At 50.8% G+C, this 14,790-nt stretch carries 11 protein-coding genes; 5 read left to right on the forward strand and 6 right to left on the reverse strand.

Annotated elements, in window-relative coordinates; translation table 11 throughout:
- Positions 1-11: 11 nt before the first annotated feature.
- On the reverse strand, positions 12-2,126 hold the full coding sequence (gene pta / locus BUF15_RS23175) for a phosphate acetyltransferase (protein WP_073616283.1): 2,115 nt from the start codon (positions 2,124-2,126) through the stop codon (positions 12-14).
- A 137-nt stretch (positions 2,127-2,263) separates the two neighbouring features.
- Positions 2,264-4,150 carry a bifunctional acetyl-CoA hydrolase/transferase family protein/GNAT family N-acetyltransferase gene (locus BUF15_RS23180; RefSeq protein WP_073616285.1) on the reverse strand — a complete coding sequence of 629 codons (1,887 nt, stop codon included), beginning with the start codon at positions 4,148-4,150 and terminating at the stop codon, positions 2,264-2,266.
- 222 nt (positions 4,151-4,372) lie between these two features.
- Between BUF15_RS23180 and BUF15_RS23185 the strand changes: the two genes are divergently transcribed.
- Together BUF15_RS23185 and BUF15_RS23190 are read left to right on the forward strand one after the other, a co-directional pair.
- Entirely contained in the window at positions 4,373-5,353 is a 981-nt protein-coding gene (locus BUF15_RS23185) for a sulfurtransferase (protein ID WP_073616287.1), read from the forward strand.
- Complete coding sequence (locus tag BUF15_RS23190) at positions 5,340-5,849, forward strand: ecotin (protein ID WP_073616289.1); 510 nt, start codon at positions 5,340-5,342, stop codon at positions 5,847-5,849. Before BUF15_RS23185 ends, BUF15_RS23190 begins: the two co-directional genes overlap by 14 nt.
- A gap of 87 nt (positions 5,850-5,936) precedes the next feature.
- Here the strand turns inward: BUF15_RS23190 and BUF15_RS23195 are convergent, their stop codons facing one another.
- Both BUF15_RS23195 and dtd read right to left on the reverse strand, forming a co-directional pair.
- Complete coding sequence (locus tag BUF15_RS23195) at positions 5,937-8,855, reverse strand: insulinase family protein (RefSeq protein ID WP_073616291.1); 2,919 nt, start codon at positions 8,853-8,855, stop codon at positions 5,937-5,939.
- A 46-nt stretch (positions 8,856-8,901) separates the two neighbouring features.
- Positions 8,902-9,351 (reverse strand): D-aminoacyl-tRNA deacylase, encoded by a 450-nt coding sequence (dtd, locus tag BUF15_RS23200; RefSeq protein ID WP_073616293.1) that lies wholly within the window; start codon positions 9,349-9,351, stop codon positions 8,902-8,904.
- Positions 9,352-9,670: 319 nt separating this feature from the next.
- On the opposite strand from dtd, the gene BUF15_RS23205 reads away from it, so the two are divergent.
- Together BUF15_RS23205 and BUF15_RS23210 are read left to right on the forward strand one after the other, a co-directional pair.
- Positions 9,671-10,069: a roadblock/LC7 domain-containing protein gene (locus tag BUF15_RS23205; protein ID WP_073616295.1), complete on the forward strand. Its 399-nt coding sequence runs from the start codon at positions 9,671-9,673 to the stop codon at positions 10,067-10,069.
- Positions 10,070-10,345: 276 nt separating this feature from the next.
- Positions 10,346-11,434, forward strand: a complete 1,089-nt coding sequence (locus BUF15_RS23210) for an alkene reductase (protein ID WP_073616297.1) — start codon at positions 10,346-10,348, stop codon at positions 11,432-11,434.
- Positions 11,435-11,497: 63 nt separating this feature from the next.
- On the opposite strand, the gene BUF15_RS26680 is transcribed toward BUF15_RS23210, so the two are convergent.
- Entirely contained in the window at positions 11,498-12,718 is a 1,221-nt protein-coding gene (locus BUF15_RS26680; RefSeq protein WP_084554444.1) for a response regulator, read from the reverse strand.
- Between the two features lie 815 nt (positions 12,719-13,533).
- Between BUF15_RS26680 and BUF15_RS23230 the strand changes: the two genes are divergently transcribed.
- Entirely contained in the window at positions 13,534-14,301 is a 768-nt protein-coding gene (locus tag BUF15_RS23230; RefSeq protein ID WP_073616299.1) for a PEP-CTERM sorting domain-containing protein, read from the forward strand.
- 315 nt (positions 14,302-14,616) lie between these two features.
- Here the strand turns inward: BUF15_RS23230 and BUF15_RS23235 are convergent.
- The coding region (locus tag BUF15_RS23235) for a transposase (RefSeq protein ID WP_143170840.1) at positions 14,617-14,790 on the reverse strand (174 nt) is incomplete at its 5' end.

Genomic DNA, 14,790 nt, shown 5'->3' on the forward strand with positions numbered 1-14,790 from the left:
AAAGGGCGGGATTATTTTTTTGCCAATTTCTCGGCCTGTGCCTGGACCGCGGTGATCGCCACGGTATTGACGATATCGGTCACCAGGCAGCCACGGCTCAGATCGTTCACCGGTTTTCTAAGACCCTGCAGAATCGGGCCGACGGCCACTGCGTTGGCAGAACGCTGGACCGCCTTGTAGGTGTTGTTACCGGTGTTGAGATCCGGGAAGACAAAGACGGTTGCCCGGCCGGCGACCTTGCTGTCCGGCATCTTGGTACGTGCCACCTCAGCATCGACTGCGGCGTCATATTGGATCGGCCCTTCGATTTCAAGACCAGGGAAGAGTGTTTTCGCACGTTCCTGGGCGATCTCGGTTGCTTTTCGTACCTTCTCAACCTGCTCGCCCTTGCCTGACTTTCCTGAAGAGTAGGAAAGCATGGCCACGAGTGGGTTGATGCCGAAAATAGCGGCGGTCTGGGCCGAAGAAATGGCAATCTCGGCCAACTCCTCAGCGGTTGGGTTCGGGTTGACCGCGCAGTCGCCGTAGGCCAGGACGCGATCATTCAAACACATCAGAAAAACACTCGAGACGATGGAGCACTCCGGTTTGGTCTTGATGAACTGGAAAGCCGGGCGGATGGTGTCTGCCGTGGTGTGCATTGCTCCAGAGACCATACCGTCGGCGTGGCCCTTGTAGATCATCATGGTACCGAAGAAATTCAGGTCGCCCATGATGTCGTGGGCGTTATCCTGGGTGATACCCTTATTCTTTCTCAGCTCGTAGTAGGTTTCGGCGTATTCTTCGAAATGGGCCGATTTGCGCGGCTCAATGATCGCAGCGTTGTCGAGGTGCAGGCCGAGGCTGCTGATGCGCTCCTTAATCTTGTCTTCGTTGCCGAGAAGTGTCAGGTCCACAACCTCACGGCGCAGCAGAATCTCTGCCGCCTGCAATACCCGGTCGGTCTCGCCCTCGGGAAGGACGATGTGCTGCCGGTTGGCACGAGCCCGCTGCAGAAGTTGGGACTCGAACATCTTCGGAGTGACGATAGTAGTCTTGGTCTTGATGATCTTGTCGCTCAGTTCATCCATGTCAACATGACGCTCGAAGACCGCCAGTGCCTGGGTGATTTTCCGGGTGTTGTCCGGAGTGATGGCAGCGTGGATATTCTCCACCCGAATAGCGGCCTGATAGGTATTTTCCCCGACCGCGATGATCGGTACGGTGTCGGGAAACCCTTCAATAACTGTCTGGATCGCTTTTTCCGGGACCAGACCGCCGGTCAGCATGATGCCGGATATGTTGGGCATGGTCATCGACTGTACTGCAGCGAGGCAGGCCAGCACCACGTCCGAGCGGTCGCCAGGGGTGATGATGAGAGTGCCGTATTCGATTCGTTCTAGCAGGTTTCTGAGCTGCATGGCGGCGATGGTAAAGCTGCGGACGTGACGGCTGAGGTTTTGTTCGCCGTAGAGGATCTCGGCGTTCAACAGCCGGGCCACTTCGCCAACCGATGGGTTCCCGAGGTTTTCGTCGTTGGTGATAATATAGGTCAGCCCTTTGAGATTTTCCTGCTTGATGCGGCTGGTGAGCTTGGCCTGATAGCTCGGGTCAACCCGGTTGACGATGGTGGCTAACAGGTCGCAACTGCGGGATTCCATGGACTCATGGTAGACCTTGATAGCGCTGACAACCTCTTCCGGTGTTTTCATTTTGGCGCCGGCCACCAGAATCATGGGGCAACCGAGGTTGTTGGCGATATCGACGTTGATGTCGAAGTCAAAAGAGGCGCTTGCCCCTTCCAGCTCGATACCCTCGCAGAGAATGAAGTCGGAGACGGCGGCGAGTTGGTTGTATTTCGCCATGATACCGTCCATGAGCTCTTCCTGTTTGCCAAGGGAGATGAGATGGTTTGCTTCGGCGGTGGTGTAGGCGTACATCTCTTCGTATTTGGTGCAGAGATTGTACTGGTTCTTGATCAGGTTGATGGTGTTGTCACGTTCACCAAGCCTGTGGTCAACTTTGACCAATGGCTTGAAGAATGTCACTTTTTTGATGTTTCGTGTCAGCAACTCCATCAGCCCGAGGCTGATGGCGGACTTGCCGCTTCGTGGCTCTGTTGCGGCCACGTACAGATTGTTTGCCATGATACCCTCTTGTACAGCTCCTCAACTGTGATGCGGTATGACCGATGGTCAGACCAGCATCAATACATGTTAATGGTGGGAAAATATATAAAATGTCTGTCTGGAAGCGAGGTTTCATCCTCGCTTCCTGGCAAGCACTAGTCTAAACCTTCTTTCAGCTCGTCGAATCTGCAACTCAGTTTGAGGCCGTCGTCCTCTACATGGGTACGTGCCTTGTAGGGCAACGACTTGAAGAGATTGATCATGGCCTTATTGGTTGGCACGGTGTAGGCGAGAAGTCCGGCAACGCCATTATCTCGGGCTGCCTGGGCAAGTTTTTTAAGGAGCGCCTTGCCAAGTCCCATGCCCTGATAATCTGTCGCAACGGAAAAGGCGACTTCTGCAAGGTTGGTGTCTGCTTCCAGAAGATATTCACCGATGGCGATCACTTTCTCAAAACCTGTTTCGCCTACCAGGGCGATGAGCGTAAGCTCTCTAATGTAATCGATCTGCGATTTAGTTTCCACATCTGAACGGATGAAGCTTGTTTTTTCGTGAAAAAAGCGATTCATCACGTCATCTTTATCCAGACTGTAGTAGTGCTCCTGGATCCTCCGTTCGTCTACCGGTTTTGCCGGACGAATGGAGATTTTCAATTCATCCCGGTAAATAAACTCTTCGAGATGGACCGGGTAGACCCCTTTTTCGCCGGTACCAAGTTTTCTCTCTTTGGCTACCAGGCCATCATCTTTGGCGATGTCGAGCAGTTCATCACGAAAATCGGGGTGAGATATCGAGATGAGGGCCATGACCCGCTCTTGCAGGCTCTTGCCGAACATGTTGATCACCCCGAACTCAGTGGCCACGAAATGGACATCGCCCCGTGGTACGACCACGGTTTCGCCGCCAACATTGGGGATGATGTTCGACTTTTTGCCGTCACGGGTGGTGGACGGCAGGAAGATAATCGATTTGCCACCTTTTGAGCCTCGTGCGCCCCGTACAAAGTCAGGAATACCGCTTATACCGGCAAAAAGAGTCTGGGGCATGGCCTCGGCGAGTACCTGGCCGGTGAGGTCGATTGCCAGCGCTCGGTTCATAGTCACCATCTTGTTATGGCGGGCGATGGTGAAGGGATCATTGACGTAGTCGGATGGATAAAATTCAATGCCTGGATTGTCATGGAGAAATTCATAGAGGTTGTTGCTGCCCAGTGCAGCCGAGGCCACGAGTTTGCCGTCATTATAGCCTTTGCACCGATTGGTGATGACTCCTTGCGAATAGAGATGCATGACGTCTTCGGTGAGATACTGGGAGTGAAAACCGAGATCGTTCTTCCCTTGCAATGCCTGCACCGTTGCCTGGGAGGCTGCGTCGAGACCCACCTGCAGGGTGGATCCGTCTTCAATTAACCGGGAGATCTGCTTACCGATCTTGATGGCGGTATCTGATCGCTCGATCGGGGAAATTGTCAGCAAGGGTTCGTCATGTTCAACCACCAGGTCGACCTGGTTGGCATGGATGAAGCTGTGGCCCATAACCCGAGGCATTCGACTGTTCACCTGGGCAATGACGAAATCTGCAGCCGTGGCAGCTGCCAGGGTAACATCAACAGAGACGCCAAGACTCATCCAGCCGAAATCGTCCGGCGGGGAAACCTGAATGAGGGCAACGTTGATCGGCATTCTCCGGCTGGAGAAGAGGCTGGGCACGTCCGACATGTTCATCGGGGTGATAAAGCGCTTGTTGCGGGACAGCAGTTCAGAGGTGGTGGAGCCGAGATAGATGGAGCGGATGTTGAGACTGGCATCCTGGGTCCGGTTGGCAATCTCTGTAAGCGATGAAGTTTCAAGGCTCATCATCCTGACGATTTCGAGACCACTGAAATGGGGCGATAATTCGGCCAGGGCTCTGACCAGTACCTGGGGTTCACCGCAGGCGGAACCAATGAAAACGCGTTGTCCATGCCGAATGGTGCTGATGGCATCAAGGGCGGTTCGGGTTTTCGTGACGTAAGTATCGGCCCAATATATATTTTCTGCCATTTTCAGCCTCCGTAGATGGTGATTGCCGGTGGTGGGGGGCAATATCTGTTCATTTCGTGTTCGTGGAGATTCATCTTATCACATATGGCCAAATTATGTACGGTCGGCGAGATATCCTGACACAATTTTATTGCTGATCGACTGGCGACGTTCTATTATGCTGCCTGACATGTAAATGGAATATTTTTAATAACCGGAGGTTCCCTTCAATACGGAGTGGTTATGATCAACATTTTTGGTCGACATTTTTTTAAATTGGTTGTAGTGGTTTTGCTCTGCTTCGGCCCATCGTTTTCCCATGCCGTCGATGGTAGCGAAATTTTAGTGGATACCAGTTTTGTCCGGGAAAAGATAGGTCAACCGGGCTGGACCATTGTCGATATGCGTTACCCTGAAGAGTATGCCGAAGGGCACATCCCCGGGGCTGTTCCTTTGCCGGGCTGGATATCAAAGCTCTATGCTGATGACACCAAACGTTCGGCAACGGTGATTTCCCGACTTGAGCAACAGTTTGGCCAGATGGGTATTGGCAGTGACAGTCATGTGATTCTCTACGGCGCGGCTTCTCGCACCAGCTGGAACGGGGTTATGTTCTGGGTGCTGGAGCTGGGTGGCTGCAACAGCGAGTTCGCTTCCTGCACCGTACAGCTCTATGACGGCGGCATCGAGCGCTGGCAGAAAGAGGGCGGTGAACTTGAAGAAAAGAAAAATAGCACCACCGCCGCCACATTCACCATGACACCCGGTACTAACAGAGGGGTGAACATGGAGGGACTCAAGAATGTTATTGAAGGTAAAGACAAGGCGGTAATCATCGATGTCAGGTACCCAGGCGAATATGATGGAACCGATATCCGGGCCCTGCGCGGTGGGCATATGCCTGGGGCGATAAATATCGACTTTTCCCAAAATTACGATCCCGATTCGTACCGGATGCTGCCCGTTGCCGACTTGAAGTCTCTTTATTCAGAAATTCCTTTGGATAGCAGGGTGATTACCCATTGCCAGACGGGACAGCGGGCGGCTTATAGCTATCTGGTTCTGCGCACGCTCGGCTATAAAAATGTGGCCATCTATCATGATGGCTGGCGGGTGTACGGTTCCAACCTGAGCCTGCCGGTGGAGGGGGAGACCTGGTTTGATTTCACCAAGGTCAACAGTACCATGAAAGCTGTTCAGGAGCTGAAAGATGAACTGGAATAACCGAAAAAATGCTGCGATTAAAAGACCTATCCTGCTAGTAATGCTGTTGGTCTTGTTGAGTACTTCCTTTACCGCCCTGGCGGATGACAACATGAAAGCCTTTCCTCAAGCTGAAGCAGGAATGGTTCGCCATGTCCTCCAGCTTCCTGCCAAGGATGATGAAACCTTGTACAAGGTGGAGGTGATTGTCGGTAAGGTTGTGATGGTTGATGGTGTGAATCAGTATCGCTTCGGAGGAAGTATTGAGTCTGAGGTCATTGAAGGATGGGGGTACACCCGTTACGTTGTCGACAAAATCGGCCCGATGATGGGGACGATGATGGCGGTGGACCCGAATGCACCGAAGGTTGAACGGTTTATCGCCATCGGTGGCGAGCCGTACCTGATTCGCTATAACAGTCGTTTGCCGGTGGTGGTCTATGTGCCGGAGGGATGTGAGGTGCGCTACCGTATCTGGAGTGGTGGGTCGGAGATGCTCACCATGCAAAAAGGTTGATACAACAGCAGGATATAAGATTGTGATGCACGGGGGAACAGCAGTGCGGCCCGGTGTTGTCTTCCAACACCGGGCCTGCTTTTCTCATTAAATCTCTGTCAGTTTATCAAAGAGCGATCGATCCGATTCGATTTTCTTTCTGTTGCCGATGGTGGCCCTGCAACTTTTCTCAGGCATTTTGGCAAACGGTGCGGCAAAGCTGCGCAGGTTCTCCACCGTCGTGTCGAGGATCTCCGCAAGGCGCCGGTGTTTATATTCGGCGTCGATACCGCTCAAATATTCGTTTCTGGCAGTGGCACCCTTGGCCGCCGGGCTCTGGTGCGGGTCGAAATTACCGTAGGTGCCGATCACCAGCTGCTGTAGTACCTTTTCAGGAATCTTCAGGCCGGCCACTACTCCAGGCATATTCGCATAAGCATCGTAGGTCTTTTTCACCTGCGGATCGCGGTAGCTGACGAAGGCAATATTGCCTGTTATCTGGCTGAACTGGACAAAGCAACCGTAGGCCCCGCCCATCTGGCGCACACTGTTCCAGAGATAATCGCGGGAAAGGTAGGTCTTCAGAACTTCGAAATGGCCGTTGTAACCTTGGCCGCCTGGCAGCAGGTTGGCGCCCTGCACGTTGAATACCACCTCCGCGGAGGTGATGAATGCCTCACTTTTGGGAATATCAAGCGGTGGCAGCTGATGAAGGTTGACTGGACTGTCGGCCAGGCCATCTGTGAGGCAGTTGCCAATCTTGGCAAAATGACCAAGCTCCTGGCTGTCTGCGGTAATTGCCAGAATGAGATTGTGGCGATTGAAGAGTGTTGTGGCGATGGTCGTCAGCGCTGTGAGAAACTGTTCTTCCCTGGAGCTGTAGTTGAGGGCCAGCTCTTTTAAAGCCATGTACGAGGTGACGCCGCTAAACAGCTCATTATAGTGTCCTGCAGGACTGAGCTGGGCAAAAACCCGTGAGGAAGCCAAGCTGTAACCTTCACTCTGGGCGGAGTGCTCGGCCCAAGCGAATTCCCGGCCGATAATTTCACGGATACGGGCCCGGTCGGCAAGTGACAGAGATGTGAAAACTTCAGCCACCAGTTGCAGTGCCTGCTCGAGATAATGGGGCAGGCATTTGAGATGAAGCCAGAAAATAGGCCGGAGGCTATCCTGCTCGCCTCTTTTGGCATAGGTGTTCAGCGAATGGGAGAAGTTACCAGTACAGGTGGCGATTTCTTTGGCGAACCGGCGATAATCGAGTCTTTCAGTGCCGATCTCGGTGATGATGGTACCGAAGATATCGAGAAACGGCAACAACTCGACGGGCAGGCAGCGGACATCAAAGCCGATATCGAGATAGGAGATATGATTGGTCTCCAGTTCATTGACCAACACCTCCCGACCGAACATTTCACTTGGCTGGGCGGCATGGAACGTGATGTCGCTGGTCAGGTCACTTCGGGTCAGCTGTGGCAGCAGCGACAGTGTTTCCACGTCGTTTGGCTGTTGCTGCATCTCCATCAGTTCCTGAGTCCGGTCGATCAGCTTGCGGCGTTCTTTTTTGGTGAGGGTGGTCTCAAAGGCCTCAAGACGCTCAGCCTCGGCCTGCTGTGTCTCGGCCTGCTTGTTCGGATCCGGGACGAGGGTGACGGTGACGGTTGCCTGATTGTCGAGCAGATATTTTTTTATCAGCTCTTCGAAATAGTTTTCTTCCAGGGCTTTTCGCCGCAGGTTGCGGATCAGCTCGTCACTTGTCAGGCAGGCAAAAGGGTCCGTGCCGTATTTGATGGCTGTCATGGCCTTGCCGATCAGGTCGAGTCCTCGCTGGGCTTTGCTGGCCTCTTCTCGCAGGCTGAACTCGTATTTGTTCACCTCGGCCAACACCAGATCATGATCGAGGCCATTTTCCACCATCTCTTTCAATACCCTCTGGTAAAGTTCGAGAAAAGCGTCGCGATGTTCGGCTTCACTGCCCACCAGATAGCTGACCATAAAAGTCTTGAAACAGGAGGATGACACGTAAAATCCGCCGAAATCCTTACACATGCCGCTTGAGATAATGGCATTTTTCAGTGGTGAACCGTCGGAGTTGAAGAGGATGTTGGAAATGACCTGAAAGGCGGCATTTTCCTCGCGGTCGAGCACGGTTGAGACGTGGGTACCCACTGCCAGGAAGGTTTTTTCTTTGGTATCCAGCGAATCAACCGCATAGCGGTCGGTAATAAATACCGGGCGGTCGGCTTGACTACCTTCCTCGATGGTCGAGCGGATGCCTCTCTTTGGGTAGGCGGCCAGGAATTTTTCCTGCAGATAGCCCAGTTCCTCTTCCAGCGGTGCATCGCCATAGACAAAGAAAATGGCGTTGGAAGGGTGGTAGTGTTCCTGATGAAAATCACAGAACTCTTCATAGGAGAGATCCGGGATATTGGCGGGATCGCCTCCGGATTCATGGGCGTACGTCGAGCCGGGCATGAGGCCACCGAAAATGTGGTGGAAGATCAGCCTGATCGGATCGGAAAAGGCACCTTTCATCTCGTTAAAGACCACGCCCTGGTAGGTGAGCGGTCCGTCTTCCTCTTCCTGGTGGTAATGCCAGCCTTCTTGCTCAAAAGTGGAGCGTTCGATCAGTGGGTTGAACACCACATCGCAATAGACGTCCATGATGCTGAAATACTCTTTCAGGTTCCTGGTGGCAAACGGGTAGTAGGTGACGTCGGAACCGGTCATGGCGTTCAAAAAGGTCATGAGGCCACCTTTATTGATCTCGCCGAATACGTCTTTTACCGGATATTTTTTCGAACCCATCAGCACCGAGTGCTCAAGGATATGTGCTACCCCAGTGGAGTCGGTGGGGATGGTGTTGAAAGCGACGGAGAAGGTCTTGTTGTTATCCGAGTTCTTGATGGCAAGCAGGGGGCAGCCCAGCACTTCATGCTCGAAAAGGTAGACGTCAGAATTGATCTCCGCTATATGAGCATGCTTTTCAAGTACGAAGCCCGAGTAGGTTTTCCCTGTCTGTAAGGTCATGTGTAATATCCTGGCTGGAGTGAATGTATAGGGATGAATAAAAGAGTTAAAAATTTTTTTCTGAATCAATCAGCAGGGTCACCGGCCCGTCATTGACCAACTCAACCTGCATTGAGGCCTGAAAAACGCCGGTAGCTGTGCGGATGCCGAGTCGCTCTATCTCCCAGACAAAGGCCTGGTAGAGCGGCTCGGCTATCTCCGGTGGTGCGGCGGTCGAATAGCCTGGACGGCGGCCTTTTCTGCAGTCACCGTATAAAGTGAACTGGGAGACGATAAGCATTTCCCCGCCGGTATCTGCGAGGGAGCGGTTCATCTTGCCTTCGTCGTCTTCAAAAATACGTAGATTGACGATTTTGTCCGCCATCCAGCGGATCTCCTTGTCTTCGTCCTGCGGGTGAATGCCGAGAAACACCACCAGGCCGGCGCCGATGTCACCGGTCACGGTTTCGTCCACGGTGACACTGGCCCGCGTCGTTCGTTGTACAACTGCTCGCATACTGCTCCGGATAGTCTCAAGGTAGAGTAGCTGATTTTTTTCCGGGAGGCCAGCACTGTCACCGAAGGGGCCGGAACTGGAACTATTCCCTTGAATTTCAGCAAGTATAAGGATGATAGAAGGATATGCAAGCTTGACCGTCGTGAAACCGGACGTTCCTGGCCATGAAAAGAGTGAGCGGCGGACTGCTCACCAGCTGTTTGTTGGCATGAAAAGGCAATTCTTCAGTTCACTTAGCGAAAAGAGAATGGTATAGTTCCGCTATTGCGAAGAAAAATCCCACCATAGAGTTGTCTCTTTTTTAGTTTCAGGAGTAACTATGATTAACCAATTACAAAATCTTGTTGAGAAGATGTGTGGAGAGCTGCCGGGTGTGTTGGCGGCTGCCGTGGTCACGGTAGATGACGGCATGTCCATTGCTGAAGCGAGCAGCAGAGCCGACATCGAGACTGCGGCGGCATCCGCATACCTTGCCTCCATCGTTAAGTCTAACGCCAAAGCGATTAAGCTGCTTGCCGATGACGAGGAAATTGACGACATCCTGGTGACCACCAGCAATTACCATTTTATTATCCGCCATCAGCCGGATCAGCCTTTTTTCATTTTTCTCATGACCACAAAAGAGACATGGTTGGGGAAATCACGACTTCTTATCGGGAAGTATGAACAGTATTTCAGCAAGTTTGCCGGTTTTCTCGCCCAGAGTTACGAGCTGTAAAAGGGCTGCACTTTCAAAAGGCCGTTGACTTCAAACAAGCGGCCTTTACCTGACGTTTTTCATCTCCCACCTTCCTCTGTCATCGTTTTGTCAGGCTTTCGGACAAGACAACGCCAAAAGCTGCATTATAGTTTTTTCGTTCCACAGCCTCAGGCCGATGGCCAGCCGGCTATTTACTTATGTTTTTTTAGGAACAGTATCCCGAAATCAATCGGTTGCCAATGTGATCTGCTGGATTACAGAGGATCAGACGAAATACATGATATGGAGAAAAAAATGGCAGCAGGAAAACTCTTTGAACAGGTAAAGATAGGTGATTTGAGTTTGAAAAACAGAATTGCCATGGCCCCGATGACCCGCGGCCGGGCGGGCGAAAGCAGGGTGCCTAACGAGACTATGGCTGAGCACTATGGCCAGCGTGGTTCAGCCGGTCTTATTATCACCGAGGCGACAGTTGTTTCTGAGCAGGGCATTGGCTGGATTGGTTCCCCGGGCATCTACACACCGGAGATGGTTGATGGCTGGCGTAAGGTGACTGAACGCGTCCGGGCTACCGGCAGCAAGATTTTTCTCCAACTCTGGCATTGCGGTCGCGCCTCGCACAGCGATTTCCATAACGGCGAGCTGCCGGTCTCCGCCTCTGCCGTGAAATTAAATGGCGATGCAATCCATACCCCGCTTGGCAAAAAAGAGTATGAGGTGCCGCGTCCATTGACAGTGGCGGAAATCGGAGCGGTCGTGGCCGATTATAAAAGGGCAGCCATCAACGCCAAAGAGGCCGGCTTTGACGGGGTAGAGGTCCACAGCGCCAATGGTTATCTCTTGAACCAGTTTCTCGATTCAAAGACCAATCTCCGCACTGACGAGTATGGGGGCAGCGTCGAGAAAAAGTACAGATTGCTCTCAGAGGTGTTGGCGGCGGTTCTTGAGGTCTGGCCCTCGGGGCGGGTCGGAGTCCGTCTTTCACCGAACGGTGTGTTTAATGACATGGGTAGCCCCGATTATCGCGAAACCTATCTCTATACCATTCAGCAACTGGCCAAATTGAATCTAGGTTATGTGCATATCATGGATGGTCTGGCCTTTGGTTTTCATAATCAGGGTGAACCGATGACGCTTGCCGAATTCAGGAATTATTACAAGGGGCCGATTATCGGCAATTGTGGCTATAGTCGTGAGGATGCAGAACAACGCCTGAGTGATGGAGTGGCGGATATCGCCTGCATCGGTCGGCCATTTATTTCCAACCCCGATCTGGTGGAACGATGGCAGAATGACTGGCCGCTTACGCCATATGATGATATGTCACTCTGGTACACGCCTGGTCCTGAAGGGTATACCGACTATCCGCGCTATCAAAAGTGATGTGCGATGATCGCCGACCAGGAATGACAAGTTTTCCTGATCGGCGATTGTATAGAGCTGTTTTTACAGTTCAGCGATTGCCGCAATTTTCTTTGAATTCTTCTTTATGGCAATACGGATCCAGCCGAGGTTTGTTCCCTTGTCGGCGACGATGACCAGGAACGCCTCGTTGCCAACCGGAGCGAACATGACCGGGCCACTGTCATATTCAAACATGGTCATATTCAGCTCACCCTGTCCCAGCTGATTGCCCATGGATTCGGCGGAACCAAATCCTGATGAGGCGATGGCGGCGATCATTTCAGAATCGATCCCTGCCCGGGCAAGACTGTCGAGTAGAAAGCCGTCCCGGCCGACCAGGCAGGCCGTGTGAACACCTTCGATATTGGTGAATTCTGCCAATATTTCTTGAATTTCCGTCATTTCCAATTCCCCCTCTTCTATTATTGATGTTGTGTCTTCAACAACTTCCGGTGCGGTGCTAACAGTCTGTACTGCTTCGGTGAAATCAGGCTCTGCAATCACTGTGGTTTCTTCGGAATCCAGAAAGTCAAAGTCGATTTCTGCGATCTGTCCGTGCTCAGTGGTTTCATTACTTTTGCCTTCCTCTTCATGCTCATCTGAGCGACTAGCTGCCTCCATCAGCAGCGATTCCAGGCTCTTTTTGATGCTCATCACCGGCGGTTCTACCCCGCGAATATTCTGCAGTGAACCACCTTGAAAGGAAATGAGCTTGAAAAAGGCGCTTTCGCCGCTCTCGGAATCGCACATGGCATGGACAACGGCACCGTTTTTGAAAAAGATCATGCCCTCGTTGTTGGCGGTGGTGACCTTGAGAGCAGCGGTGGCCCGAGCCAAACCATTGAACTGGACAATATCCATCAGGTCGATGCCGTCCACGGTGCCCTGAAAACCTTCTTCGGCGTTCAATGTGTCCTGAACAATCTGGCGCACATCTTTGATGTCAAAAGGTTTTTCGATAAAACGTAACGAACCGCCCAACATGGCCTGGTTTTCATAGGTGTTCGACGGATAAGCGGTCATGATAATGACCCCTGTCTGTGGATAACGGTTATTGATTTCCAGCAGCAGGTCGAGCCCGTTCATTCCCGGCATATTGATATCACTGATAACAAGATTGACTTTCTTATCGCTTAATATCGATAACGCCTCCTCACCAGACTCTGCGGCAAGAATTTCTACATCTTTCATGCCCTTATTGAGATTGCGCTGGAGCATCCAGAGCATATCCGCTTCATCGTCAACGACCAGAACTCGTTTCATCGGTTACCTCGTTTTGTGGTGATCTGTCTTCCGATTGCAGGCAATCGTACACTCGTCAGAATGACATTTGGAGTATATTTGTTGGAATGTCAACAGATAAGCAAATATACTGCCAATTGGGTGTGATGTTGAAATATTTTTAACTATCAGAAATAAATAGAAAAACATTATTGCTGATGATTTTGGGTGTAGGTGTGTGGTGTGGTGAAATGATCAGTATTTGGGCAGCTGGTCAGAAATTGACCAGTTGATTCGAAATTTACGGACGATTGTTAAAATTTGGCGATTGTGGCCGGATATGGCTAATCCAATAGTGTAGTGTCTGTCTTTGGAGTGATTGAGATGCTATGGGTGGGGGCTGTATTGAGATGGAAGTAGTGTTGAGCATCAACATTGCTTGAGATGGAGCAGCTTTTCAGTAGTTATCCTGCCAAAAATAACGATAGCCTAGCTTCTGGGGTTCAGGAATAAGCTCAAATCTTTGGAACAGTCTGTCCATTCTCATTGGCAGTGGAAATCTCTATCCGGTACTGCTAGATACTGCACGATCCTGTCGTGGTATCGGTTGTTTCGCCTGACATCATACAAACAATTGTTGTATGGTATCATATTTTTCGGATTTAATTCGGCTTTCTGGAGTATAATTCCGATTAATCGGAATGTTTTTGTATTTCCTGCACTTCGTCACCTTTATCATTTACCCTAACTTTTAAGGAAACCAGGCATCACCCCATCTGCCTTTTACCATGCATGTCCTATGGAATGTTTATTGCACAGCTTCGGTAATTTGATAACCCTTATATGTAGGAGCCAAAATGCTACGTTGTTCTTTATTGATACTGCACTCGTCCTTGCTCTTTTGCACCTTCCCTGCGCTTTCATTTGGTTACTCTTTCGCATACTCCGATATAGTTGCCTCGTCCCAAATTACCACTGGAATAAATGATCTTGAAAATGGAACCATGACAAACGTAGCACAAGCTTCTGCACAAGGAGGGTTTGGAACCTTACACAATCATTTGCTTTACTCTCCATCAGAAGAAACTAGGCTTGTTCTGGATCACTGGGCAGGTTCTGGGGCTTCATTTGGATCTGAAAGTTTTTCTTTTTACATGTCTGATACTATATGGAATCACTGGCCACCAGAGCATCTCACGGAATGTGAACTGAGCTACTCGACTCAAATCTCTCTTGGCTTTTCCTTTGTGCTTATTCCAGACAATAGTATCGAGTCCGGGCCAGTTACCCTAGGTTATGGAACAGGTGATGGTGGTAATCCCGGTAGTTTGCCTATGGATCTATGGCTTTATGATGATAATGGTGGGTTAGTGTTCGACTTATCATATAATTCCAGAAACAGGCCTTACGGATTTTTAAGTTTGGATGCGGGTAAGCAATATTCGATTTCTGCCTTTTGTGACATTGGAAATCGGGAAATACCATTTATTCAGTTTGTTGATTGGGGATTTGGCAGTCTAACTCACTTCTCGATTGTCCCTAATCCAGTTCCAGAACCATCCACCATGCTTTTATTTGGTACCGGTCTTGTTGGCCTCGCTGGTTTAAGGCGTAGAAAAAAATAAGAAGTAATTATCTTTGGTTCTTCCGGATTAAGCGTACTTGGGATGAGAAAAGTATAGAAATAGCAGGGAGAGAGGAAGGCAGAGTGAGAACTATATATTTGGTCTTGCTCCGACCTCCGCACCGAAAACACCTTTTAACCAAATATTGCCATTCCTAACAGGACGTTGAAAAATTGTGCAGGTTTATAACGATCATTTTTATGCCTGCTTCAAAATTGATCTTTAACACTGTTTATAGGGGCTCTTCCTCAGTGAAGTAAGCGTATTTTCGCTCCGTAATCACGGTTGCTTGTACCCTTAATGGGCATTTTACCATTAACCGGAGACACCTATCCCCAGGCTGCGCATCCTGACCATGTTGTATGTCGCCGCTGCGAATGTAAACAAACACCCTATTCTTTCGGCACCCTTGTATCTCGATTTTCGTAGCCAGGCGACGTCCTTGATCCAGCCGAATATCTCTTCAACGCGCTTGCGGGTTTTCTGACT

The organism is Desulfopila aestuarii DSM 18488 (assembly GCF_900143695.1).
GTDB classification, from domain to species: domain Bacteria; phylum Desulfobacterota; class Desulfobulbia; order Desulfobulbales; family Desulfocapsaceae; genus Desulfopila; species Desulfopila aestuarii.